The organism is Chloracidobacterium sp., from assembly GCA_016720705.1.
Classification (GTDB): Bacteria; Acidobacteriota; Blastocatellia; order Pyrinomonadales; family Pyrinomonadaceae; genus OLB17.
In genome coordinates, this window is record JADKKB010000001.1 from 148,165 (window position 1) to 173,129 (window position 24,965).

The following is a 24,965-nucleotide window of genomic DNA, read 5'->3' on the forward strand; positions in this document are numbered from 1 at the left end:
GTTACTAAATTTTATCCAACGCTGCATTTATAGTAGCATCATAGCTTAAAGAAGATTGTGCGATCTCTATGCATATCATTTGAATTAACGCTAACGACGTTAGTCTCCGGTAACTTATGATAAAAAAGGTTCTGAAGTTAATCTTAATTGTACTGGTGGCGGGATTGATAGTTATTCAGTTCTTTCAGATCAGTAAGATAAACCCGCCAACGGTCGAGGGCGAAACTATCTATTCAGCGGTTGCGGTACAGAGCGACGTCAGGGCAGTACTTGAGCGTTCCTGTGCCGATTGCCACTCGCATTCGACCAAGTATCCGTGGTATGCCAATATTCAGCCAAGCGGGTGGTTTCTGAAGGATCATATCGACGAAGGCCGACAGAAGATAAACTTCAGCACGTTTGCGACTTACACGCTGAAAAAGCAGGCACATAAGCTCGAAGAGGTCTGTGAGCAGATCGAGAAAAAGGAGATGCCGCTACCATCATTTTTATGGATCCACGGTGAAGCGGCGCTGTCAGAAGCTGAGGGCAAGTTGCTATGCGACTGGTCAAAGGCCGAAAAGGCGAAGTTGGATGAACGGATCGCGGCACTTCCGCCGGCATAGGTTTAAGTAATGTCGACGTTGACTATAGTACATTATCCCGAGCAGGTGCTCCTGACGATGGGAGATGCGGTTCGCCCGGACGAATTTGGCCCTGACCTCGAAAAGCTTGTCTCCGATATGTTCGAGACAATGGACGAGGCGGGTGGTGTCGGATTGGCAGCACCTCAGGTGGGAGTCTCCAAGCGGTTATTCGTAATGGACACGCCAATGCCGGACGGTTCACGGGTAAAGCACGCGCTGATCAATCCCGAGATCATTCGCGTTGAGGGCGAACAGTTGGGTGACGAGGGTTGTTTGTCGTTTCCCGGGCTTTATCAGGTGGTTCGCCGCGAAATGCGGGTGATCGCACGAGCCTCGGATGTCCGCGGAGAGCAATTCGAGGTCGATGTTACAGATCTCGCGGCACGCTGCGTTCTGCACGAGACCGATCATTGTGACGGGATCGTATTCTTAGATCGGATGACCGCATTGAAACGAGAACTCGCAAAGCGTAGAATAAAGAGATTACAGAAATCAGGCGATTGGAAATAGGATGGCTATCGAAGATACAAAACTGACCACCGAGGTCGGTTCGATACGCGAACTCAATCTTTACCTTCAGAAAGGTTGGGTTCTAATACTTAGTTACGTTAAGCACTCGAGCGACTCTCAGCAGCCGCGATTTGTGCTTAGTTGGCAAAACGAAGAGAAGCCGGTGCGGCCCGAACTGCTCGACGAGTGGGAACTGCACGAGATCGACCGTCAGAAATATAGATAGATCATACAAAGATTATGCAGACACAACGAAGCTTAGACGAATTTAGAAACGAGCCGTTTACCGATTATAGCGATCCGGTGAATGCGGAATTGATGAACGCGGCGATCGACAAGGTCCGAAGCGAACTTGGGCGTGAATACCCGATCGTTATCAACGGCGAAAAGATCACGCTTGATCATAAGTTCAACAGCTATGACCCGGCACGGAAAGCGGAGGTCGTCGGGATATTTCCCGAGGGTGACACCGATACGACTTTAGTCCAAAAGGCGATCGACGCGGCATCAGAAGCCTTTTTGTCGTGGCGAAATGTGCCCGCCGCCGAGCGCGCGGAATATTTGTTCAAGACCGCAGATCTTATGCGTCAGCGTAAGCACGAACTGTCAGCCTGGATGGTCTTTGAGGTGTCCAAGACGTGGGCCGAGGCTGACGGCGATACGGCCGAAGCAATTGATTTCTGTGAGTTTTACGGCCGCGAGATGTTGCGATGGTCGGAAGAGCAACCAGTGACGCCGCACGCCGGCGAAAAAAATGAATTTGGCTACATTCCGCTCGGCGTAGGCGCGATCATCCCGCCGTGGAATTTCCCGCTTGCGATAATGGCCGGCATGACAATGGCAGCGGTTGTGGCAGGAAATACGGTCGTGCTAAAACCGTCTTCCGATTCGCCAACGATCGCCGCAAAATTTGTTGAGATCTTGGACGACGTCGGATTGCCGAAGGGCGTAGTAAATTTCATCAGCGGCAGTGCCAAAACAGGCGAGGCGATGGTTACCCATCCAAAGACACGCTTTATCTCATTTACAGGTTCGAAGGGCGTTGGCTTGCATATTAACGAAGAGGCGGCCAAGACCCGACCTGGACAGATATGGATCAAACGTGTTGTCGCGGAAATGGGCGGAAAGGATGCGATCGTGGTTGCAGACGATGCGGCTGATCTCGACGCAGTTGCGGCAGGAGTCGTTTCTGCTGCATTTGGGTTTCAGGGCCAAAAATGTTCGGCTTGTTCGCGTCTGATCGTTGACGAAAAGGTGCATGATGAGTTGCTCGAAAAGATCGTCGCATTGACAGCAAACCTAAAGGTCGGATTGCCAACCGCCGGCGACACTAATGTTGCGGCAGTTATCAACAAGCGTTCATTTGACGGCACAATGGGCTACATTAAAAGGGGCGTCGAGGACGGCGGACGGATCGTTGCCGGCGGCCGCGGTGACGACTCGAACGGATTCTATATACAACCGACGGTCGTCGCTGATGTCCTCCCTGGAGCGACGATAGAGCAAGAAGAGATATTTGCCCCTGTGCTCGCGGTGATCAAGGCACGCGATTTCGATCACGCGATCGAGATCGCTAATGATACCGAATTTGGCCTCACCGGAGCGGTCTATACCGCATCAGAGGAGCGGCTTGAACAGGCCAAGCGTGATTTTCACGTCGGAAATCTTTACCTCAACCGCAAATGTACGGGAGCTTTGGTAGGAGTTCACCCATTCGGTGGTTTTAATATGAGCGGAACGGACTCTAAGGCCGGCGGCCGTGAATATTTGTTGCAGTTTATGCAGGGTAAATCGATCGCTCGCAAAATATAGTCAGCATACTTTTTAGTCCAAACAGTCAAACTATGAAAATATTTCGATCAATATTGCTTGTCGCTATGGTGATCATCGCCATAGGGATCTCGGCAACGGCGTATGCCCAAAGAGCGAAGCCCGCCGTAAAGCCGGTCAAGTCGCTGATATTCGCTGTGTTGGATGACGGCAAGTCAGCCGAACCAATCGCCTATGTTAGCAAGGGCAAACTCGAGGCACCGGTTAGCGGTGGCGACGAGAGCGGGATAATTGCGGCTTTCAACAAGACATACTACAAGCCCGGCACCGTATACCATTTGATCTTTGGCGGTGCTAATGCAGGCTCGGTCAAGATCAAATCGTCGGATGCCTCGGCGGAATGTGCACCAAATATGGCAACGATCACTACGACCCCAGCCAGTGCAAAGCTTGGCGGAATGGTGATGGCCTTGGGGACCAACGCGCCGGTCGTTAACAAGGGTGCAAGCTTTCGGCGTAAGCCGACACCTGCCGAGCGCACCGAATTCGAGGCTCTTGTCCGGTCTGTTTATTCGAAAAATAAATTGACCGCCAAGGTACTTAAGTCTCAAAATCTCACGGCACTGGATGTCAATAACGATGGCAAGGCTGAATTGGTAGGTTCCTACTGGATCGATATCGATAAGTTGACGCGGGCCATCGTTTTTATGATCGCGGAAAAGGGTTCGAACGGAAAATACGTGATCGGCCATAGCGATTATCGATCGATCGCGCAAAAGGAAACGATGAACGGCGACATAAAGTCGGTCGATTCGGGCGTCTATCACGAGGTTTTGTTAGATGTTTTCGACTATGACGGTGACGGCGTTGGTGAGATCTTTACCTACGTTCAGTCGTTCGAAGGCTCTGGGTTTACGGCATACAAGCGGGAGGGCGGTAAATGGGTCAATGCCTATGAATTCTCCAATTATCACTGCGGATTCTAAAAGTGATCGCCGGTTAAATTGTCGCGTTTGAAATCCAGGTGTTAAGTTCAGTGTCGAACTTAACACCTTTTTATGTCCACAAATATGAAAATACTGCGTAATTCAAGACTAACTGCCGCTGTAATTTTGTTTGCTCTAGTATCGACAGGTATCGGACAGTCCGTCCAACCATTGTTTCCGACAAAGCGCCCAGAGTCCGCCGAGACGTGGAGACGTGATGGATGGGCCGCCGTCGCTCAAGCAAAGGCGGTCAAGACGCGGACGGGAAAGGCTAAAAACGTAATTCTCTTCATCGGTGATGGAATGGGCGTCTCGACGCTTACCGCATCGCGGATCTTCGAGGGCCAACAGCGTGGTGAAAGCGGCGAAGAAAACCGTTTGAGCTTCGAGAACTTTCCGTTTTCGGCGTTGTCTAAGACGTACGGGACCAATCAGCAAACGTCAGATTCGGCTCCGACGATGAGTGCGATCATTACGGGCGTTAAGACCGATGAAGGGGTTCTATCCGTCAACCAAAATATCGTTCACGCGGATCACACCACTGTTAAGGGCAACGAAGCCAAAACCCTGCTCGAATATGCGGAAGAGAGCGGACGCTCAACGGGTGTCGTGTCCACCGCCCGCGTTACGCACGCGACTCCCGGAGCGTGTTTTGCCCATACAGCGGATCGTGATTGGGAATCTGACAGTGATATTTACAGTCGTAATCGAAAAGCGTATGATGCGGGCTTTCCGGATATTGCCCGCCAACTGCTCGATTTTTCCTATGGTGATGGCATCGATGTCGTATTTGGCGGTGGGCGTTCTAAATTTTTGGCACAAACTATTGCGGACCCGGAATATCCGGGTCGAACCGGCGATCGCCGCGATGGCCGCGATCTGACAAAGGAGTGGCAGGCAAAGTACAAAGGTTCCAGTTTTATCTGGAATGAGGAACAGTTCAAATCCCTTGATACTCGCTCTGCAAAGCACGTTTTGGCCCTGTTTGAGCCTTCGTATATGCAGTTTGAGAATGATCGGTCGAAGGATGGGGCGGGTGAACCGTCTTTGACTGAGATGACTACAAAGGCGATCGACATTTTGTCCAACAATAAGAAGGGCTACTTCCTGATGGTTGAAGGCGGACGGATCGACCACGGTCATCATAACGGCAACGCATATCGTGCACTCAGTGACACCGTTGCACTTTCGGATGCCGTTAGAGCCGCTGTCGCAAAGGTCAATTTGGACGAGACACTGATCGTGGTGACCGCCGATCACAGCCACACCCTCGTCATTCAAGGCTATCCGGCTCGAGGCAACAATATTCTAGGGTTGGTCCGGCAGATTGCAAATGATGGCCAACCTGAACCTCGTTACAAACTTGATTCGCTTGGGATGCCCTTTACGACATTGAGTTATGCCAACGGCCGCGGCTATTTTGGAGCGACGGCCAAACAAGCCGAAGGGCCAAAGAAGTGCTGCGGAGATTCAACCAAATTTTCGCCTTTGACCGGTGGCCGGCCCGACCTATCTCTATTTAACACACTAGATCCAGATTATATGCAGGAGGCCGGGATACCGCTTTCCGGTGAGACGCACGGCGGAGAAGACGTGGCGATATTTGCGACTGGCGTTAATGCCCATTTGATCCGCGGTTCGATGGAAGAGAACTGGACATTTTATGTTATGGCTGACGCGATGAGGCTAGCGCGAAAATGAGAGTCGTATTTATGGGGACGCCGCAAGCGGCAGTAACCGCGCTCGCCGCCACCATTGAAAACGGTCACGAGGTGGTTGCCGTTTACACGCAACCCGACCGCCCATCCGGGCGCGGAAACAAGATATCGTTTCCACCGGTAAAGGAGTATGCACTCGAACTCGGCCTCCTGGTAAAACAACCGGTGAAGCTCAAGACGCCCGAAGCATTTGACGAGTTTCGGTCACTCAATGCGGATGTCGCCGTTGTCGTCGCATACGGTCGAATATTGCCGACGCCATTTCTAACAGCCTTTCCACTCGGTGCGATCAATGTTCATTTCTCGTTGCTGCCAAAATATCGGGGAGCGGCCCCGGTCAACTGGGCGATCGTGAATGGTGAGACCGAAACCGGTGTGACGACGATGCAGATGGATTCCGGTCTCGACACGGGTGATATTTTAATGCAGAGGTCGACCGCGATCGGTGCTGAGGAAACCTCGATCGAACTGATGGGTCGACTTGCGGATATTGGTGCCGAAATTTTGTTAGAGACTCTTCGAGAAATAGGATCAATTACTCCGGTCGAGCAAGACGACAGCCGGTCCACCCAGGCTCCGATAATGCGAAAGTCAGACGGACTCATTGTGTGGACGATGCCGTCGGATGCGATCGCCGCTCGCGTACGTGGATTCCAGCCGTTTCCTTCGTCATTTACGTACTTGAATGGGCTGAAATTGACGATAAGGCGTGCCGGATCTCGAGTTGGGTATAACGGCGAACCGGGCGTTGTGCTGGTCGCCGCGGGAGATGAATTGGTCATTGGATGCGGCGATGGAACTGCACTTTTGATCCGCGAATTACAGCTTGAAGGCAAGCGTCCGGTTGCTGTCCGAGACTTTCTGAACGGCTCAAAACTGAAGGCCGGTGATCGGTTGGGCTAAGCGTGTCTATGGATCACAAATACCAAATAATCACATTCTACGAATTCAAAAGCCTGGCCGACGTGGCTGAGCTTACGGAAATTCGCGATGAACTGCGAGATGTGATGGGTGAATGTGGCGTTTTCGGAACGATAATTCTTGCCGAAGAGGGCTTTAACTCGACGGTTTGTGGTAGCCGCGGATCGATCGCCAAATTTACAACACGAGCGGAAGCGATACTTCAAACAACACTGAAGGTGAAGTCGTCGTTTCACGACGCGATCCCTTTTAGAAAGATCGACGTTAAGATCAAACCGGAGATCGTAACCCTCAAACAACCCGTGGACTTTGCTCTCGGTGTCGGAACTCGCGTTTCGCCTGATGAGTGGAACTCGATCATAACTGATGGCGAAACGCTCGTCCTGGATACGAGAAATGACTATGAGTATCGCAACGGTACATTTCGTGGAGCTATCAATCCGCACACGGAAAAGTTCAGCGACCTGCCCGAGTTTGTGGCTAAGCATCTTGATCCCGTCAAACATAAGAGCATTGCAATGTTTTGTACCGGAGGTATCCGTTGCGAAAAATTTGCACCGTATATGAAACAGATCGGTTTTGAGAATATATACCAGCTCGAAGGCGGGATCCTTAAGTACATTGAGGACGTGAGTCCCGACGAGAGTCTTTGGGAGGGCGAGTGCTTCGTCTTTGACGAACGTCGAACGGTGGATGAACAGCTTAAAATGGGCAACGAGCCTGACCTTTCACAGATACCGCCGGGAGAGCGGAAATGATTGTAGCTGTCTTGTGACCAAATGGCGATATCACCTTCCAGAATTGCGGCTTACGACTGCCTCTTTGCGATCGATAGCGGGACGGCATTTTCTGCTGATGCACTAGCCTCGGTAGAGCCCGGACTAAGCGAAAAAGATCGCGGGCTTTGTCACGAGTTAGTTCTCGGTTCGCTTCGGCGGCAAATCTATCTCGACCGACTAATGGCCAAATTTGCGGGAGCGAAAAAGTTGGATCGAGCAGTTAGGGTAGCTCTTCGTCTCGGTGCATATCAGCTATTGTTCCTTGACCGTGTTCCGGCATTTTCGGCTATAAATGAGAGTGTAGAGCTAGTCCGCAAAGCGAAGAAAGCATCGGCGACTGGATTTGTAAACGCCATACTACGCCGTATCACCCGCGAAAGCATTGAGATAGCCTTTGCTGACGAGATCGATAGGGTATCAGTCGAAACGTCGCATCCCCGTTGGTTGCTCGAACGCTGGGTAAATGAATTAGGACAAGACCGAGCGTTCAGTCTAGCCGCGGCGAATAATGCCGAACCGCCACTAGCGTTCCGACGGACCGCCCGATCAAGCGGCGTTGAGCTTGAGGATGTTGGGCGACCATCGAGACACGTTGGCGGTTGCCGGATGGGAACAGGGATTAGCGGTCAGTTGTTGGAATTAGAACGAGCGGGCGAGATCTATTTCCAGGATGAAGCATCGCAACTGGTCGCTTCCGCGGTCAGGGCATCGGACGGTGAGTCGATCATAGATATTTGTGCCGCACCCGGGAGCAAGACCGGTACTCTGCCGGTGTCAAGCGATCGTCTCGTCGTCGCGGGAGATGTCTCGTGGCCGAGGTTGGTAACATTAAGGTCGAATCTGGAGCATCAGGGTGTTGTCGATATTACACTATGCCAATACGACGCAGAGGTCGAACTGCCATTTGCCGACTCAACATTCGATGTGGTCATTGTCGATGCGCCGTGCAGTGGCACCGGTACGATCAGGCATAATCCGGAAATTCGATACAAATTGAACGAGGCGGATTTTTTGAGACATTCTTCGAAACAACTCAAGATAGCTCTTAATGCATCAAAAATATTGAAAAAAGGCGGACGACTTATCTATTCCACGTGCTCCATTGAGAGGGGCGAGAATGAAGATGTTATCGATAGGCTATTGCGGTTGCGGCCCGAACTCGGAGTTACGCGTCCTACTGTAGATGATCGGTTTGTAACGAGTGAGGGGTTTGCCCGGACATTTCCGGATCGAGATGATATGGATGGCTTTTTTATCGCACAACTGACGAGGACGCCCTAGGATTCGTATTTGCTTGTGCGGTTCGTTGTTTCGCCCAAAAGTGCTACAATTTGGGTTTGATTTTTTGGGCTATTTAATTGGATCTTTATGCGCGGAATCTCGGCAATTGGAAAACTCATCGCACTTGCCATTTTGGTCTGTGTATTCTTTGGTGGAATGGCAGGTGTCATCTACTTTTCGTTGCAGGGCGTTGAGATCAAAGTCCCTGAACTGACGGGTAAGAACTTTACCGAAAGCGAACACGAACTCGCGTCTTTGGGGCTAAAGATCAAGAAACGTGCCGATCGCGTAACCGCTGATCCGCCAAATACTGTTATCGAACAGCTTCCTAGACCCGGTGAAACGGTGAAGACCGGCCAGTGGATTCTGGTAGTTACGAGTAAACCGCCAATTGATGGTGACGAAGTTCCTCAGTCCCTGAAAAAGACGGACGAGGACGATACGGAAAAAATCGAAGAAATGATCACCGAAAAGCCCAAAAAGCCGAAAGCCAATAGTAATACGAATCGGAAAAAGGCTGAAACCACCCGCGACGTTGCAAGTAACGTAGCCGGAACCAATTCAAACTCCGATTCTGTGGAAGGTAATTCAAATAAAAAGGAAGGCGGCACCACGACAACGCCGGGCGATAAGAACAACAAAAACGCATCGACACCGAATGGACGACCTGGTTCCGGGTCAAACACCTCGAAACCGTCAGATTCGCGGCCGAAGAACCCCAATCGTCCGAATCGCTGATCGATCACCTTTTTTGACATATTGATATCGGATTTAACCGGACCGAATGTTTGAGATAGCACCTTCAATACTTTCAGCAGATTTCACCAGGCTTGGCGAGCAGATCCGTGAGGTCGCCGCCGGTGGTGCCAGCATTTTACACGTCGACGTGATGGACGGTCATTTCGTCCCTAATATCACGATCGGTTTGCCGGTGGTCAGATCGATCCGTGCAATGACGGAACTGACGATCGACACGCATCTGATGATCGAACAGCCCGGACGTTATGCCGCGGAATTTGCAAAGGCCGGTGCCAATATGGTCTCCGTGCACGTCGAGGCCGATCCGAATTTGCATCGAACGCTTTCGTCGATACGAGATGAAGGCGCGAAGGCGGGCATTGCCATCAACCCTGCGACGCCGCTGACGGCTATCGAAGAGGCGATCCAGCACGCGGATTTTGTTCTGGTGATGTCGGTCAATCCGGGTTTTGGCGGGCAACGATTCATTCCGGCGGTGCTGGACAAATTAAAACGGCTTCGCCAACTTATCGATGATCGCGGGTTGCCCGTTAACATCGAGATCGACGGTGGTGTGGATGCTAACAATGTTGCGGAAATATCTCGCTCCGGAGCGGAGATATTAGTCGCCGGCTCAGCAGTTTATGGCACCAATGACCCGGCGGCGGCCGTGAGGGAACTCATCGATAAAGGAACTCGCTGGGTATAAAGCTCGGCGGATCGAAAATAAAGTTTTGAGGAATTATGGTAAGAATCAGTATTAGGGTTTTTGTTCTTTCACTTTTGGCGACTGCATTGTTTTCCGCGTCGGCGATGGCACAGTCCAAGCCGCTTGACGGCAGTGAAATACAGCGTCTGGATGTAATGAGGGACAAACTTGACCGAATGAAGCGATCGCTTTCGGCTGCTGCGGGAAGTCTCAAAGACGAAAATAGCAACGACAAATCTAAGAAGAACGACAAGGCTAACCTAGATTCACCGCTCGGCCGTATGCTTGGGCTGGAGAAGGAAGCCTCGAAGCTGTTGTCGGACGCGAATAATCAAAGGGGCAGGATCGATCGCGGGGACAAGCATGAAAAGGCGGACGTGGACAGTCTGGAGCAAGCCGTCAGCGAGTTGCAGGCGCGCGTGGAAACGGTGCAGGCTGAAAGTGCGGCGGCCCGAGCAAACCCTAATTCGCGCGTCGGTCAGGTTCGTGAGGTCAAAAAGAAAAAGAAATTTCTAGGCATTTTTGGCGGCGGCAGCGGCGATGACGAGTATGACGAGTTGATGGGCAGCGTCATACCCGGACGCGACCGCGAATTGTTTATTGTCGCCACGCGTGAAGTCCGAAAGAAGAATTACGATGTCGGGCGACTGCTTTTTCAGACCATCATTACAACATATCCGGATTCTCAGTATTTGCCGATGTCAAAATTGGCTGTCGCGGATTCATTTTTTCTGGAAGGTTCGACAAGTGCTTTGATCCAGGCGATCGCTGCATATCAGGACTGGCTCACATTCTTTCCGACTCATCCGTTAGCCGATCGCGTCGTTCTTAAGATCGCGGAAGCTGAAATGCGTCAGATCGGCCTGCCGGACCGTGATGCAACCCGCGCAAAGCGTGCTGAGACACGCCTCAAGGCTCTTTTGCAGCAATATCCGAACTCGATCCTCAGGAACGAGGCTCAGACCCGTTTGAACGAAGTCCAGGATAATCTTGGTCTGCATAATCTGTTCATAGCGAATTACTATTACATTATGTCGATCGATCAAAAGAAGGGCGGGCTAAAAGGTGCTCAATCGCGATATCGTGAGATCCTCGATAAATACCCCAATTTTAAGTTTATGGACGAGGTTTTGTTCAAGACCGCCGTGACTTACCAGATCGAGGAAGAAACGGATCAAGCAGCTCGATATTTTCAGAGGATCGTCTCGGATTACCCGAACAGTGAGTACGTCGATCGGGCCAAAGAACAGTTGACGTTGATCGGTGCCACTATTCCCGCCGTTAACCCTGAAAGGGCAACCACATTGCCGCCTGAGGATGTTTCATTCTTTCAAAATTTCCGAAATCAGCTATTCGGTATCTATCCGATGACCATTGACAAAAACGGCGTGCTGATGACGAAGGATTTCGAGAAAGAAAAATTTGAAATGATCGATCAGATCATTGATAATCAGGGCGATATATTGGTTAATCAGATACCTAAAGCTCTGACCACTGTTATTTCGCAACGTCAGCCGGTCGCCCAACCGACACCGCCGCCGACAGCACCGCCGCGGCAGCAATAGGCGAGAGAGTGATCGATCCTGACGTTAAAAAGAGAGTGGACGAACGTTACTCGCGTTCGTTGATCATTTACAGTTCAATGGCTGCATCGGCATTAGGTATCGCGGCCATCGGGTGGATTGTCATTCCGGCAGTTCAAATACCGGCCTCAGCACCGGCGGTTGTGCCCATTTGGGTGTTGGTCTTTTTCCTGGCGATTGCTGCGATCATTGCCCGGAGATCTCTGGTTCGATGGGAACGCCTGCATGACATAACTCTCCTTCGTGGGGTCGATGGACTTCTGGCAACGCTTCAGACGAACTCGATCATTTTGGCAGCCCTCGGCGAGATGATCATTATCGCTGGCGTCGTTTCCGCGTACTTGTCATTTGACCGCGGTGACCTTCTGCGGTCGACGATCATAGCGGCGGTAGTGTTTGTGCTCAATTTTCCTCGTCGGTCGACCTGGGATACGATCATTTCCAGTCTAAGCAAAGTTTAATATCTCAATTATGTCCATAGCCGGAATGATACGCGCCATCGGTTTGACGATAGGCATCGTCGGGTCGGTTTACGCTCAAACCGGCCAAATGCCGTCCACTCCTGCCCAACTGCCCGCGGTGAGTATAGAACGCCGCCGCGAAGCGATGGAGCGAATGCTGGAGGGACAGCGCCTTTTATTGGCGAGTAATCGGTTGCGTTCCGAGGCGGCGATCAACGCTACCGTAGAACGTGCGCGAGAGGCATTCCTGAAGGTTGTCGAGCTTGATCCGTCGATCGCCGAGGCCTATACGTCACTCGCTGAGATCGCAGTGTCGACGCCGCCAAATGATATTGGTGAGGCGATCAAGTATGCATTAGCCGCCGTTCGCGTCGACAGTACGAATTTCGGCGGCCGCCGATTGCTAGCACGGCTTTACACGATCCGAGCCCGAGGTGCAGACGGTAAGTTCGAACCGGGTAATTCTGCATTGGCGGTGGCAAATTGGCGTGAAGTTACGATCCTCGACCCTCGGAACGCGGAAGCGTGGGCATTTTTAGCGTCGCTTTACGAGGTCTCAGGCCGCAAAAATGAAGAGATCGATGCCCTCCGAAAATGGGTTTCGTCCGCACCGCCGATCGATACACAATTTTATCAGGCGGCATTGGGCAGAACAGACACTCTCACGGTAGAAACTGCTTCCTTGAGACTCGGCCAAGCTCTGGTAGCTACAAATAACGCAGATGAGGCGTTGACCGTACTCGGCAATCTCGCGGCGGACGATCCCGGCAACGTGGCGGCCACCGAAGTATTGGGCGACGCCATTGCTCTGGCGAGCGATACTGCTGTACGCAAGGCCACTGAACTATTGAGGCAAGCGGCTTACGGCGATCCGTCAAACCTAAAGTTGATCGGCCTGCTTCAGAGTGTTTTCGAACGCGGCGGAGCGTCAAGGGAAGCCGTCGCTCTGCTGCAACGATCGATCGAATCGACTGCCAAAAGCGATCCTTTGATAAACGCCAGGCTTCTGATCGAACTCGGTGATCTTTTCAGGCGTGAACAAAAGTTTGACATCGCTGCCGATTCGTATGAAAAGGCTCTGATCCGTATCGGCGATCCGACCGATGCCGACTCAAAATCCGAAATAAACGAGATCGTACGATCGGCGTTCGGTAAGTTGTCGCGGATCGATGGATTAAGGCTGAGGCCGACCGGAATAGTCAAACTTTCTATTCGTAGCCGAACATTTTTAGGCAAAGATTCGCAATTTCCTGACCGTTTGGTGATCGACCACTATCGTTCCATCGGCAAACGTATCGAGGCACTGGCGGCCGTCAAATCCTTACGCGTGCGGTTTGGCACAGATGAGGGTCTCCGTCGTCTAGAAGCGACCGTCTTGGCGGAATCCGGAATGATCAGCGATGCCGTCAAGCTAATGAAAGCCCGCTGGGCCGATGCGGCAAATCGACCTGCGGCCGCGACGGAAGTACCGCTGACGCCATTCGATGAGTTTTCTGACCTACTTTTCATCTCCGACCTTGCCGCGCGTCACTCGAGTCCCGTGATCGCAGTTGATGCCGCCAGAAGGGCATTGACTAAGGCAGTTGACTCCGACCGACGTCAGATCGCTCAATTGTCGGTCGCGACGGCATTGCAACGCTCAGGCGAATTCAAGGCTGCCGAGGAAATTCTGCGGGAACTGTTAAGACAGACGCCGGGGAATCCTATGGCGCTAAATAATTTGGGTTACTTCTTGGTTGAGCGTAACGAGCGACTTGATGAGGCGGTTGTGCTCATTCGCGGTGCATTGTCGATCGATCCAACTAATGGCTCGTATCTCGATAGTCTCGGCTGGGCACTCTTCCATTCCGGAAAGATCGACGCCGCCGAGAGCGAGTTGCGAAAGGCAATCAGATATGACGATACGTCGGTTACAGCATTCGAACATTTGGGTGATGTTTTAGCCAAAAAGGGCGACCTCGCCGAGGCCCGGAAGTGTCGTGTTGCCGCACGTGCCAATGCTACATCGGCCGAAGATGTCCGACGTCTAGATGAAAAGCTGAAATAAAGAAGGCCGCCTTTTCAGACGGCCTTAAAACTAAACCTGTGGTGTCGGCGTTGGTACCGGGTCCGTCGTAGGTTCGTTACGCTTTTTAAGCTTTGGCGGACCATCCGATGGAGTCGAAGTGCTGTCCGGTGCTGAATCATCGGTCGGTTCAGGTTGCCTCTTCTTGAGTGTTGGTTTTGTGTCGCCACCTTCGTCGACATCGGATAATACGCCGGCTCTCGCGTTCGTGGTCTTCATAAGCTGCGCTTTTACCCGCTGAAACTCTGAGGTGCTGATCACATATTCTTCTTTTTCGGGAAACCGTGCGACCAATTCCAAACTGTCATCACGCCTTTCCAATGAAGGGGGATGCGATGAGAATAGTTTCGAGATCGTTCCCGGCTTTTTCCGATTTTTGGAAGCTAGCTTTTCAAACATCGTGGACATTCCGGTTGGATCGTATCCGGAAGCATACAGGTACTGTACACCGAGTTTGTCAGCCTCGACCTCCGCTCCGCGACTAAATTTAAGAAATGCCAACGCCTGAGCGATCCCGGCCGTGTTTTGAAGCACACTGCCGGCAATCCCGCCGGTCAAGATCATTCCGGCCAACATCCCGTACTGGAGCAACTGGCCTTTTCCTTGGTTCTCCATCGCGTGGCGAGCAGCAACGTGAGCGATCTCGTGAGCCATCACACCCGCCAATTCGGCTTCGCTGTCTGCAGCGAGAATTAATCCTTTATTTACAAAGAAATAACCGCCCGGCAATGCGAACGCGTTGACCTCATCACTATCAATGACCTTAATAGTGAAGGGTATTTTGGCATCTGAGTGCAGAACTATGTTCTGTCCGACGCGATTGACATATTCGGTGATGATCGGGTCATCCACCATTTTGGCCTGCTGCTCGACCTCCATCGCCAACTGGCGGCCGATCTGCATTTCTTTTTCCTGGGAACCGCCTAACCACCCAAACAGTTTGTCAGAGCCGCTATTGATGTTACGTTTACCGATCTGTGCCGGATCGTCCTTGGCCGAAAGAGTTCCGGGCCCCGGAGTTGGGGTTGCGTCGGACTTGGGCGATTGCTTTTCCTTCTTTTTAGATTTTACAGCAGGCTTGTCAGTATCGGTTTTTGTCTGGGCCCCAACGCGTACCGGTACCAACATCGATCCGCTAACCCAAATGCTTAGCAACAAAAAATATCCACTCACTTTCTTGACCAAACCGATCGACATAAACTGCCTCCAACTAATATTCACCGATACCAATGATTGTAGACCTTCACGAGTTGTCGTTCAACAGCTTTTTGATGCCCGCGCAAGCAAAATGGTTGCGCAATTATCTTTATAAAAGATCAAATAGCAAACTGTCACCGATTGCGATAAATATAGGTTCTATTTACTGATTAAACTTGTTAAAATAATACGGACGGTTCCGTCGCGTGATCTGCCGCCTTTCGGCGGTTCGGGAAAGTTAGCTTTGGTAATAGATCAGCGGCACCGACACTACTAAAAGATGAATCGAATTCCGGAAAAGGTAAAGGACATCGTCGAGGTGCGTACACACGCAGGTCTCACGAATTTCGCAACAGACCCGTTACGAACACTTTCCGGATATCATTTTACGGATGTCACGGCAGATCTTATGAGCAAATGGCTCATTAAGGTCCTGTCCGTAAACTCGACTCACGGGGCTTCGTTAGCACTCGCCGGCTTTCGCGGTGTTGGCAAGAGCCACTTTCTGGCCGCCTTCGGCACGATCCTTTCACACCCGGAACTGCGATCAAGGATATCTGATCCGCTCGTATCCTCGACTGCACATTCGATCGTTCGCCGTAGTTTCCCGGTTGCATATGTTCGCCGCGGCCTTCAGAAGTCGTTGTTTCTTGAGCTAAAAGATGCCATTGCCCCGATCATTGGTTGCGATCCGGGTTCCTTAAGCGATTCGCTGAGCGAGATATTAATGCGTGCTCGGCAGAGCACCGGTGACGATCCTTTGGTTTTGCTGATCGATACGGCGATCGAACGGTCATCCCGCGTTTCACGCGATGATGGCGTTATTTTGTCTGAGATCGCCGAAACGGCGGGATCGTTGGGGATATTTGTCGGTATCGCGCTCGATGACGACATTTCCGGAGCGGACGGCCTTAATTCGGCTATATCCGGCACATATTCGATCGATTACCTAGATCAGGAACACCTGTATCGAATCGTTGACACGCATATTTTCCCAAAGCAGAACCGAATGCACGCGGTACTGCACGACATTTACGACCACTATCGCAAAGCCGTACCAAGTTTTCGTTGGAGCGAGGAGCGATTTTCTTCACTTTATCCGCTGCATCCGGCCATTATGGAGGTCGCGCCTTTTGTGCGTCTCTATATGCACGATTTTGCACTCTTGAGTTTTGCCTCTGAGGCGGGTTCGCGTATCCTTGGCCGTCCCGCAAACTCGCTGATCGCGCCGGATGAGGTATTCGATAAGGTCGAAAAGGACTTGCGGGAAGTCGAGGCACTCAAGGGGGCATTTGAGGCGTTTGATCGGATCAATACCGACGTCGTTTCACACATTCCGGTTGTAAAGCGTCTACAGGCCAAACTGATCCTCAAGGGGCTTTTCCTCTTTTCGCTAAATGACGAAGGTGCATCGGCATCCGAGATCGGAGCGTCGATGCTCATCTACGACGAGAATGACCCGGCCGGAACTGTACGTCAGATCGAGTCGGTCTTGGCGTCGTTTCACAATGCTCTACCCGCTCAAGTGCGTGTTCAGGATTCGGCGGGCGGGTCGCGATTCAGCATTAAGCTAGACGGAAAGGACGATTTCAATTTAGAACTAGCACGTCTATCGGATCTGGTTTCCACTACGGTCACCGGCGAGATCTTCAGGCGATCGATCGACGAGCGATTTTCGGACTGTTCATTGGCCGATGTCACTGAAACGCCGGGGAGGGCGGTCGCAGGTTGTGCGATCACATGGCGTGGCGGCTTGCGAAAAGGTCAGGTAGTTTGGGATTCCGGTGACGTGCCGTTTATCCCAAAACCGTCGGACCCGGTCGATTGGACTGCGGTGATTCCCCTAGCGACCGGCTTTGTTGCACCACCGATTACGGATACGCCGCTTGTTGTGTGGAAGCCGGCCGAACTGTCGTCCGGTGAACTAGACACTATTCGGCGTTTTCACGTACTGCAGACTGATACCAAATTTCGATCGGAATTTCCGGAGCATATCTCGGCCGCGACTCAGGTACACGCCTTTGCGGTTGAAAAGATATTTCAAAGAGTATTTTTGAATGACGGCATTCTGCTGATCGAGGGGTTTGAATACAACTTTACCGACGATGCGAGAACCGCTCAGAGCTTGGCTCAAGTATTTACGATAATGCTCGAGTCACTTTTTGAGGGAAAATTCCCGCTTCATCCGTACTTCGCGTCTGTTATTCGCTTTCAGGACGTGACGACTCTCGTCACGGACTTTTTCGGGGGAGCACGCCCGAGAATCGAGGAGGTGCAAGCTTTAGCGGGGCTTTACTGCCAGCCGATCGGGATCGTAACTGATACAGACGGCATATATTCGCCGTCCGATGCAGACGAATTACGCGGTAATGATCTAGTAAAGTTGGCATTCGAGTCGATCGCCGCCGAGCGCGGTGAGATCACGTCACTCCAGCAGATCCTGGCGATGCTCGGTGCGGCACCGTTCGGGCTAGTTCGCGAAGGGTCTTATCTCTTGCTGTCGGCGATGGTAGCAGCCCGATTGCTCGAGTTTGTTACATCCAATGGCGATCGTATCAATTACCGTTCGCTCGACCTTAAACTGATCTGGGACGACATCGTTGGGGTGTCACCGCCGACGGAGTCCGTTTATTCAAACGAACGATTGTTGTTTTGGGGTTCTCTATTGACGGGCAGGTCATTTGGGTCATTAAACGCGGCCAAAGATCGGCAAGTTATAACGGACACCCTAACCGCCTGGGCAGAAGAATGGAAGTCAACGGATCTCGGAGCTCGTTTTGACGCGCTTCGTGATGAATTCCTAAACACCCGGAATTGGCGTTTGGCGGCAATGTCCACACGTGCATTCAAGTCGGTTGCGGACGCTATTGGTGCAGTCGGGATCGGTGCTTTGAATCTTGAGACCGGCCTTCAGTTGATAGCCGAGGCATTTTCCGATTCTGAGTCCGAATTTGTGCGTCATTCTCAGGATCTTGCAGCCCTTACGCAATATATAGACGGGGCATCGCTGCGAAAGGAAGCGATCTCGTGGCTCTCGTTGTGTGAGGTTACGGGTGAACACACGGTCGATCAAATGCGGCACGAACTATATGTCTCGTTTGAACGCACTATGAATGATGCAACTCCGGGAACTGTGGTGGATCTGAACAATCAGTGGATAAAATTTCGAAAGGTGTATTCGGAGCATTTCATAGACCGTCACGATATGACGGTTGTCTCACCTTACCTTCGAGAGAAGCTGGCCGAAATAATGAAGACAGATCTTTGGTGGGAGTTTGAGAATCTATCGGATATCGAGGGATTCGATCTGAGTTACCGCCGAGCGTCTAAGCAGTTACTCAACCGGATCCGGAAACTGGATTGTCGATATGACACAGCTAAGCTATTCGCCAGACAACCATTTTGTGGTTGTCCGTTCAATCTGGCTGAGGCAGGCGACGTCGAAGCGTTGCCGGAGGCACTCTGGCGTGTGGTCAATCAGGGATTGCTATCCTATCGTGACACCCTGCGACAAAATGAATCATTGATCAAAAATGTTTTGGAGCCACACGTCAAAGCAACCCGATCCGGATCGACCAAACAGGCCTTCACTGATCTGCTGGCATATCTAGCGACCGAAAAAGATTTTCGACGCTTATCAGACCACGAGATCCAACTTATTCGAAAGGCATTTACCCATCTCGACAACGTAGACGACGTTGATTTGGACCGCCGCCCGGAAGAGGAAGACCTGCGTTTCGTCAATTCGACTGAACTTCCCAATTTTGCTGATGCGGTTGACGAAGTAAACGCGATCTTGGAGTCGATGCCGAGCTGAAATCTGCAGATCGGTGACTTCCGGGTTTCGTCCGCCGTGATAAATTCACTATAGTTAGGACTATGTTGTCGGTCACCATTATAGGGCCTGGTCGGGTAGGCGGAGCGATGGCCTTGGCTCTGCCAGCGTCGAAATACAAGATCGAACAATTCGTCGTTGGCGACGGACGCAGCCTTGCCGCTGTTTTAAGTACATCGTTTGCTGGATCGGCCGTCTCTGAGGTCTCCGGTCTCGAGATTATATCTTCGGACATCGTATTGGTGACGGTCCCTGACAGTGAGATCGCCTCGGTTGCCGCCGCCATAAGCACGCGAATTAATAATCCACCAGTCGTACTTCATACGAGCGGAGCATTGTCGTCGGACGTGCTGTCCTCGCTTTCCGAGATCGGTTGCAGTGTTGGTTCGATCCATCCTTTGGCCTCGATCAGCACAGCTGAATCGGGTGCGGGCCGACTGAATGGTGCGTACTTCTGTATTGAGGGGAACCCGATCGCAGTATCGACAGCAGACAGGGTAGCGAAAGACCTAGGCGGAATTCCATTTACGATCGACACGGCAACCAAGGCTCTGTATCACGCATCTGCGGTAATAGCTTGCGGACACTTCGTCGCTCTTTTTGATACTGCTGCGGACCTAATGTCCAGAGTCGTCGGCGAACGTGAAAAAGCAGTTGCGATACTTTTGCCGTTGGTTGGGAGCACGTTCGCAAATCTGCGAGATCAGGACACAGCGTCAGCATTGACCGGTACTTTCGCGAGAACCGACGTGGGAACATTTGCCTCACACGTCGAGGCACTGCAGGATATAGGTGACCAAAATATTGTCGATATTTATCTCGACCTCGGGTTGAGATCGCTGAAGCTTGCTTTGGAAAATGGTGCTGACCCCGATCGAGCCGCTGAGATCCGTCGTCGGATTTCTCTGGCAAAAGGAAATGGCTAATGATAGTATTTTCCGTATAGACGACATCTAAAAATGCCGAAAGCGAAATACAGATTTGAGACGGAAAGGGCGATCTTCGTCGAGCACATTCAGCGGGCGGGTCTTCGTAAAACGTCGCAACGCGATCTGATAATGGAGACGTTTTTAAGCACCGAAGAGCATCTGACCATTGAGGACCTTCATCGTCTTGTCCAGAAACGCGATGCGAGCGTCGGGCACACGACGGTCTATCGAACTTTGAAGTTGCTTACTGAGGCTGGATTGGCACGCGAAGTCCGCTTTGGCGACAACAAAACGTATTTTGAGCACCATCACGATCACGAACACCACGATCATATGATCTGTACGGGTTGTGGCCGCGTGCTCGAATTTTTTTCGGAAGCGATCGAAGATCTGCAGGATAAGATGGCGGAACGGTTCGGGTTCTTACCGACGCATCATAGCCTTCGGATGTGGGGCTTATGCAGTGATTGCCAAAGCACGTCGGAAAATAATGTGGCGACGCCGTCGGGTGCCCAACCACGTGTTCGTGTAAAGACAGCGATCGATAGATAGTAGAGGCAAATGAGCGTAACTGAAATCATATTTACTCGCGAGGGAATTGACGGCCTAGCGCCCGTTGGATCGCGGCTTTCCGACATTATGAGCCGATTCGGCATTCGGCTTGACGGTAACTGCCTAAGTACAGCGAATGATCACGTATGCTTGGTGACGGTCACTCGGGGTGAATCCGCTCTATCGCCATTAAGTAAGTTAGAAGAGGAACATTTCAGCAAGCATAAGCGTAATCCAGGAGAGCGACTAGCCTGTCAGGTGATGGTCGCGAAAGCGGGAGAAATAACCATTATGACTGCAGAAAAAGAAAAGAAGTCGAAAGAACGACCGGACGAAGACAAGATGTTTGCCGCATTTAGCGAGTTGCCGCTCGACGAAAAATTGTCCAAACTGGTTAAGATGGAGGCCGCGGCCCTAAGCGAAACGATCTCGTTCGTACTCGATTCGCCTTTCAAGGTCTTTGAAAAGATCGGTGACCTGATGGCCGATATTGGGATGAAGAAGGACGCGGAATCAAAAAGTGGGAATGTCAGCGGAAAGGACGTGTCGACACCGCCCAAAGCCGAGGACACCGAAAGCGAAGTGAAGAAGCCGAATAGGACTACTCGGACAAAAGCCGCTACCAAACAAAAAAAGGAACGCGATCAACAATAGAAAGGCAGACGGTCAAGTACAGTTCGTGGCTAACAAAATCACCAAATTTGAACCCGGTGGGGTCATGTCACCGCTTTCACAGGTCGTTTTAACCTCATCGGTTGCGGGCGTTTTGTTATTGTTTTTTGGTGTTCCGTTTTACGTTGTTTTCTTCTTAGGTGCCTTCTCATTTTTATTGTTAAAGATCTTCACCTCCGGTACAGGTAGCGATGTCCGGCCGATATTTGAGTTTTATTTATTGGCAAATGACATCCTACGCCACGACGGTAAGCGTTGGTTTGGTTTCGAGGTTGCCGAGACCATCGCCCTGGGCGAAAGGATCACTCAGTTATTCGAACCACCTCCGCTGGTAATATTCACATTAGGTGCGTTGTATTTGCGATCAGGCGACAACGCTAATGCGTCGAGGTGTTTCGAGTCGCTTTATTCGGAAACGAGTGGTGATGAGGGCGCAATAATAGCACCTTCGGACAAACTGCGTGAGTACGTCAAATTGCTTCGCAAGATAGAACGAGAACCTGCCGAGGCACCAAAGATCTCAGCGGCGGTCCGATCGCTTGAACGAATGCGAAAGTTGCGCGGTCCCGAGATGCATAAGGCGGCCTTAGATATGAAGGGACGATCAACCGTCGGCGATAGCGTTTCGGCAGAAGTATTGACCGGTGACCATTTCCACGAGCGAGCCAAGATCCGTAGCGTTGTAGAAAATACCGATAGCGACGCTTTGCACGTAAGAAAGTCGATCTCCGAGGTTTTGCAGGACATCTACGACGAAAAAGTTAATTAGATATCAATCTCTAAGCCCAAAAAACTTCCGTATCGAACTCAACACGCCCAATGACGTTTTATCGTCGATCGACTCGTCGGTCGCATTTGAAGACGTCAATTTAGTTCGCCGTTCATCGATTATTTCAACTATCGAATTTACTACGTCCGGATTTGCCTCAAATATCGGTCTGATCGCGTTTTTTCCGATCTGCATAACTTCGGTTTCTTCGGTCGCCGACACAGTTGCCGAGCGTGGTTGTCCCGTCAGGAGACTCATTTCCCCAAAAAAATCATTTTCGCCAAGACTGCTGATCACTTGATAGCCTGCACCGTTCGGGATCTCAACATCTACAGACCCGCGGATGATGACGAACATCGAATTGCCCTCTTGACCGATTCTGACGATCGGTTCACCGGGAGCGTAAACCTTGACCTTTGAGGCGGCTGCAAGCTTCTCGGTTTCAACATCGGACAATGGTGAAAAGATCGCTATCCGGCTCAGCCGTTCAAATCGCGAATTGATCAATTCTTTGACGGGTTGCACCTCGGGTTTGGGTTCTATATGGACGGTTCGCGTTGGGAATGGAAAATGAATATTCTCCCGCTGAAAAACGTACCAGATCCGCTGCCGTATGAGAGCGTCGGTGTCGCTATATTTTTTATAGTCGACGACCCAATATTTTACTTCCCAGTCAAGACCATTCTCTCCCAAATTACGAATTCTCACAACAGGTTTTAGCTTAGGTGACACGTTTTCCACCTGGCGGACGGCGTCGCGGACCAACTGGATGGTTTTGGCTGGTGAGTGATGGTACAGCGTACCGAAAAAAACTGCCCGAGCGTTGAGATTGTCCTTTGGGGCCACCTCGATCGTCTCTTTTCCAAGCACCGAGTTGCTTATCACCAACAATTTATGGTCGAACGTCCTTATCTTGACACCGCGCCACGACACGCTTTCGACTGAGCCAATGCCCCGATTGCTTATATTTAAGATGTCACCGACTTGAAACGGTTGATCTGCCTGCATCGCCAAACCAGCGAAAAGATTGCCAAGGGTGTCTTGCAGTGCCAAACCGATAACGATTCCCAAGATCGTCGACGTAGTGAAGACAGCGCCGAGATCGATGCTCGGGTATTGAGACTTAAATATCACGAAAAACGCCACAATGTAGATAACTATCGAGATTACATTGCGGAGCAGTGACGAAAGTTCGGGTTGACCATAGTTCTTTAAGACCGCATTAAAGACAATATAATCAAATAGCCGAACTACAGAGATGATCAAGAACATCCATACGATGACTTTGATCGTGCGAAAGAAGTTCTCAATGAGGGTCGCGGCGGTCTCGCCCATCTGCCCGTCAGTCGAACCGAATATTGTTACGCCATAGTCACGGATCGGACTTACTATCAGCGGATAAACGATCAGAAAAAGTGAAAGAGTACCGCCAATAATTAAGAAAAGGACTACTTTTTTCTGGAGTTCGGACGAACGCATAGACATAATCGCCTTAAAACATATCAGCAATCGTTTTGCCAATCAACAAAAGTGAGAGTATCGAAACCACGAGCGTTGTTACGACCGCGAAGACGTTGTGAATAAACCGATTGCGATATTCACCCATTATCTCTCGATTATTAGACAGCAATACGATCGCGACCAAGATTATCGGCAGCAACAACCCGTTAACTGATTGGGTAAGTATCAGAAGTCGGATCTGAGGGATGCCGGGGATCATTGCGACGATCGCCCCGACCAAGATCAAGGCCGTAAATATTCCAAGAAATATCGGGGCCTCGCGAAAGCTTCGTGAAAGCCCTTTTTCGAAACCCATTGCCTCACTAAGAGAATATGCGGTAGCAAGAGGTAACACGCCCATCGCGAGCATCGCAGCTCCAAAAAGCCCGATCGCAAATAGGTATTTTGCGTATTGTCCGGCAATCGGAGCAAACGACTCGGCCGCAGTCGCCGCCGAGTCTATCGACGTGATCCCCACACTGTGCAGAGTCGCACCCGTGCAGATGACGATAAATGCCGCGATCATACACGCGAATATCGTCCCGGCGACCACATCCGCACGCACCATTGGCAGATCTTCGACATTCATCTGCTTTTCAACCACCGAAGACTGAACGTAAACCTGCATAAATGGCGTGATCGTCGTGCCGATCAGAGCCATTACCATAAAGAGATATCCGGTATCCGTGCGAATTTGCGGTTCGATAAGGTGTTTGCCGACACTCGCCCAATCGGGCTTTGCCAAATATGCGGACGCGATGTAGCACAGAAATACGAGCGACATCAGCAGAAATACTCGCTCTACACGCTTTTGAGTGCCGCGAACAACCAACCACCAGATCGAAATTGCTGTCAGAGGGATCGTGATATAGCGCGGTATGCCAAATAGTTCGGAAGCTTGGGCAATTCCTACAAATTCGGAAATGATCACACCGGTATTTGCGATCAATAGGGCGAACATTACAAAGGCAGTCCAACGGACGCCAAACTGCTCACGAATGAGATCCGCCAGTCCCTGACCGGTTACCACGCCCATTCGGACACACATTTCCTGGACGATGATCAAGCTGATCGTCATTGGGATAAATGCCCACAATAGCTCGTAACCGTAGGCGGCCCCGACCGAGGAATAGGTGGCGATACCACTGGCGTCGTTTCCGGCATTTGCCGAGATGATGCCCGGTCCAAGTATCGCTAAATATGCAAAGAATCTATATTCGGAAAGGCCACGCCTAAGGCGCTGTGGAAGGCGCTGGATGGACCGCACAATTTTCTTTTGTGAAAATCGCTTTAATATCATTTCTGCTACTATCGCCTTCGGTCATCTGATTGTTGGTCAAGGCTTGTGCCTGAACGGGAATTGA

At 51.1% G+C, this 24,965-nt stretch carries 22 protein-coding genes; 19 read left to right on the top strand and 3 right to left on the bottom strand.

The window, feature by feature from the left end; translation table 11 throughout:
- The first annotated feature begins 116 nt into the window (after positions 1-116).
- The 14 genes from IPQ00_00730 to IPQ00_00795 all read left to right on the top strand — a co-directional run bounded on the left by IPQ00_00730 (position 117) and on the right by IPQ00_00795 (position 14,129).
- A complete protein-coding gene (locus IPQ00_00730) occupies positions 117-605 on the top strand; it encodes a heme-binding domain-containing protein (GenBank protein MBL0239093.1) in 489 nt (162 codons plus the stop codon).
- Positions 606-614: 9 nt separating this feature from the next.
- Positions 615-1,136 (top strand): peptide deformylase, encoded by a 522-nt coding sequence (gene def, locus IPQ00_00735; GenBank protein ID MBL0239094.1) that lies wholly within the window; start codon positions 615-617, stop codon positions 1,134-1,136.
- Between the two features lies 1 nt (position 1,137).
- Complete coding sequence (locus IPQ00_00740; GenBank protein ID MBL0239095.1) at positions 1,138-1,362, top strand: hypothetical protein; 225 nt, start codon at positions 1,138-1,140, stop codon at positions 1,360-1,362.
- Between the two features lie 14 nt (positions 1,363-1,376).
- A complete protein-coding gene (gene pruA / locus IPQ00_00745; GenBank protein MBL0239096.1) occupies positions 1,377-2,948 on the top strand; it encodes an L-glutamate gamma-semialdehyde dehydrogenase in 1,572 nt (523 codons plus the stop codon).
- A 32-nt stretch (positions 2,949-2,980) separates the two neighbouring features.
- Entirely contained in the window at positions 2,981-3,892 is a 912-nt protein-coding gene (locus tag IPQ00_00750; protein ID MBL0239097.1) for a hypothetical protein, read from the top strand.
- Positions 3,893-3,976: 84 nt separating this feature from the next.
- Complete coding sequence (locus tag IPQ00_00755; protein ID MBL0239098.1) at positions 3,977-5,593, top strand: alkaline phosphatase; 1,617 nt, start codon at positions 3,977-3,979, stop codon at positions 5,591-5,593.
- Positions 5,590-6,513: a methionyl-tRNA formyltransferase gene (locus tag IPQ00_00760; protein MBL0239099.1), complete on the top strand. Its 924-nt coding sequence runs from the start codon at positions 5,590-5,592 to the stop codon at positions 6,511-6,513. The genes IPQ00_00755 and IPQ00_00760 overlap by 4 nt, the downstream gene beginning before the upstream one ends.
- Before the next feature lie 8 nt (positions 6,514-6,521).
- Positions 6,522-7,289, top strand: coding sequence for a hypothetical protein (locus tag IPQ00_00765; protein MBL0239100.1), 768 nt, complete (start codon positions 6,522-6,524; stop codon positions 7,287-7,289).
- A gap of 21 nt (positions 7,290-7,310) precedes the next feature.
- Positions 7,311-8,591, top strand: a complete 1,281-nt coding sequence (locus tag IPQ00_00770; GenBank protein MBL0239101.1) for a methyltransferase domain-containing protein — start codon at positions 7,311-7,313, stop codon at positions 8,589-8,591.
- Between the two features lie 87 nt (positions 8,592-8,678).
- Positions 8,679-9,329, top strand: coding sequence for a PASTA domain-containing protein (locus IPQ00_00775; protein ID MBL0239102.1), 651 nt, complete (start codon positions 8,679-8,681; stop codon positions 9,327-9,329).
- Positions 9,330-9,375: 46 nt separating this feature from the next.
- Positions 9,376-10,038, top strand: a complete 663-nt coding sequence (locus IPQ00_00780; GenBank protein ID MBL0239103.1) for a ribulose-phosphate 3-epimerase — start codon at positions 9,376-9,378, stop codon at positions 10,036-10,038.
- Positions 10,039-10,073: 35 nt separating this feature from the next.
- Complete coding sequence (gene bamD / locus IPQ00_00785) at positions 10,074-11,603, top strand: outer membrane protein assembly factor BamD (protein ID MBL0239104.1); 1,530 nt, start codon at positions 10,074-10,076, stop codon at positions 11,601-11,603.
- Positions 11,604-11,611: 8 nt separating this feature from the next.
- Positions 11,612-12,082 (top strand): hypothetical protein, encoded by a 471-nt coding sequence (locus IPQ00_00790; GenBank protein MBL0239105.1) that lies wholly within the window; start codon positions 11,612-11,614, stop codon positions 12,080-12,082.
- Positions 12,083-12,092: 10 nt separating this feature from the next.
- Positions 12,093-14,129, top strand: a complete 2,037-nt coding sequence (locus IPQ00_00795) for a tetratricopeptide repeat protein (GenBank protein ID MBL0239106.1) — start codon at positions 12,093-12,095, stop codon at positions 14,127-14,129.
- Between the two features lie 30 nt (positions 14,130-14,159).
- On the opposite strand, the gene IPQ00_00800 is transcribed toward IPQ00_00795, so the two are convergent.
- A complete protein-coding gene (locus tag IPQ00_00800) occupies positions 14,160-15,344 on the bottom strand; it encodes a M48 family metalloprotease (protein ID MBL0239107.1) in 1,185 nt (394 codons plus the stop codon).
- A gap of 280 nt (positions 15,345-15,624) precedes the next feature.
- On the opposite strand from IPQ00_00800, the gene IPQ00_00805 reads away from it, so the two are divergent.
- The 5 genes from IPQ00_00805 (at position 15,625) to IPQ00_00825 (ending at position 22,101) form a co-directional block, all read left to right on the top strand.
- Positions 15,625-19,161 (top strand): hypothetical protein, encoded by a 3,537-nt coding sequence (locus IPQ00_00805; GenBank protein ID MBL0239108.1) that lies wholly within the window; start codon positions 15,625-15,627, stop codon positions 19,159-19,161.
- A gap of 62 nt (positions 19,162-19,223) precedes the next feature.
- Complete coding sequence (locus IPQ00_00810; GenBank protein MBL0239109.1) at positions 19,224-20,105, top strand: DUF2520 domain-containing protein; 882 nt, start codon at positions 19,224-19,226, stop codon at positions 20,103-20,105.
- A 33-nt stretch (positions 20,106-20,138) separates the two neighbouring features.
- A complete protein-coding gene (locus IPQ00_00815; protein ID MBL0239110.1) occupies positions 20,139-20,660 on the top strand; it encodes a transcriptional repressor in 522 nt (173 codons plus the stop codon).
- A gap of 9 nt (positions 20,661-20,669) precedes the next feature.
- A complete protein-coding gene (locus IPQ00_00820) occupies positions 20,670-21,314 on the top strand; it encodes a hypothetical protein (protein MBL0239111.1) in 645 nt (214 codons plus the stop codon).
- A gap of 25 nt (positions 21,315-21,339) precedes the next feature.
- The gene (locus IPQ00_00825; GenBank protein MBL0239112.1) at positions 21,340-22,101 is read left to right on the top strand and encodes a hypothetical protein; all 762 of its coding nucleotides are present in this window, start codon (positions 21,340-21,342) and stop codon (positions 22,099-22,101) included.
- Between the two features lie 3 nt (positions 22,102-22,104).
- On the opposite strand, the gene IPQ00_00830 is transcribed toward IPQ00_00825, so the two are convergent.
- Entirely contained in the window at positions 22,105-23,586 is a 1,482-nt protein-coding gene (locus IPQ00_00830; GenBank protein ID MBL0239113.1) for a mechanosensitive ion channel family protein, read from the bottom strand.
- Between the two features lie 7 nt (positions 23,587-23,593).
- Complete coding sequence (locus IPQ00_00835) at positions 23,594-24,901, bottom strand: Nramp family divalent metal transporter (protein MBL0239114.1); 1,308 nt, start codon at positions 24,899-24,901, stop codon at positions 23,594-23,596.
- Positions 24,902-24,965: the final 64 nt, after the last annotated feature.

Excerpts from the sequence above, each read along its gene's own strand:
- IPQ00_00820 (MBL0239111.1), top strand. The coding sequence starts at position 20,670 with ATGAGCGTAACTGAAATCATATTTACTCGCGAGGGAATTGACGGCCTA.
- IPQ00_00760 (MBL0239099.1), top strand. The coding sequence starts at position 5,590 with ATGAGAGTCGTATTTATGGGGACGCCGCAAGCGGCAGTAACCGCGCTC.
- IPQ00_00730 (MBL0239093.1), top strand. The coding sequence starts at position 117 with ATGATAAAAAAGGTTCTGAAGTTAATCTTAATTGTACTGGTGGCGGGA.
- IPQ00_00770 (MBL0239101.1), top strand. The coding sequence starts at position 7,311 with ATGGCGATATCACCTTCCAGAATTGCGGCTTACGACTGCCTCTTTGCG.
- IPQ00_00810 (MBL0239109.1), top strand. The coding sequence starts at position 19,224 with ATGTTGTCGGTCACCATTATAGGGCCTGGTCGGGTAGGCGGAGCGATG.
- IPQ00_00775 (MBL0239102.1), top strand. The coding sequence starts at position 8,679 with ATGCGCGGAATCTCGGCAATTGGAAAACTCATCGCACTTGCCATTTTG.
- IPQ00_00755 (MBL0239098.1), top strand. The coding sequence starts at position 3,977 with ATGAAAATACTGCGTAATTCAAGACTAACTGCCGCTGTAATTTTGTTT.
- IPQ00_00795 (MBL0239106.1), top strand. The coding sequence starts at position 12,093 with ATGTCCATAGCCGGAATGATACGCGCCATCGGTTTGACGATAGGCATC.
- IPQ00_00765 (MBL0239100.1), top strand. The coding sequence starts at position 6,522 with ATGGATCACAAATACCAAATAATCACATTCTACGAATTCAAAAGCCTG.
- IPQ00_00805 (MBL0239108.1), top strand. The coding sequence starts at position 15,625 with ATGAATCGAATTCCGGAAAAGGTAAAGGACATCGTCGAGGTGCGTACA.
- IPQ00_00740 (MBL0239095.1), top strand. The coding sequence starts at position 1,138 with ATGGCTATCGAAGATACAAAACTGACCACCGAGGTCGGTTCGATACGC.
- IPQ00_00800 (MBL0239107.1), bottom strand. The coding sequence starts at position 15,344 with ATGTCGATCGGTTTGGTCAAGAAAGTGAGTGGATATTTTTTGTTGCTA.
- bamD (MBL0239104.1), top strand. The coding sequence starts at position 10,074 with ATGGTAAGAATCAGTATTAGGGTTTTTGTTCTTTCACTTTTGGCGACT.
- IPQ00_00830 (MBL0239113.1), bottom strand. The coding sequence starts at position 23,586 with ATGTCTATGCGTTCGTCCGAACTCCAGAAAAAAGTAGTCCTTTTCTTA.
- pruA (MBL0239096.1), top strand. The coding sequence starts at position 1,377 with ATGCAGACACAACGAAGCTTAGACGAATTTAGAAACGAGCCGTTTACC.
- IPQ00_00835 (MBL0239114.1), bottom strand. The coding sequence starts at position 24,901 with ATGATATTAAAGCGATTTTCACAAAAGAAAATTGTGCGGTCCATCCAG.
- def (MBL0239094.1), top strand. The coding sequence starts at position 615 with ATGTCGACGTTGACTATAGTACATTATCCCGAGCAGGTGCTCCTGACG.
- IPQ00_00750 (MBL0239097.1), top strand. The coding sequence starts at position 2,981 with ATGAAAATATTTCGATCAATATTGCTTGTCGCTATGGTGATCATCGCC.
- IPQ00_00815 (MBL0239110.1), top strand. The coding sequence starts at position 20,139 with ATGCCGAAAGCGAAATACAGATTTGAGACGGAAAGGGCGATCTTCGTC.
- IPQ00_00780 (MBL0239103.1), top strand. The coding sequence starts at position 9,376 with ATGTTTGAGATAGCACCTTCAATACTTTCAGCAGATTTCACCAGGCTT.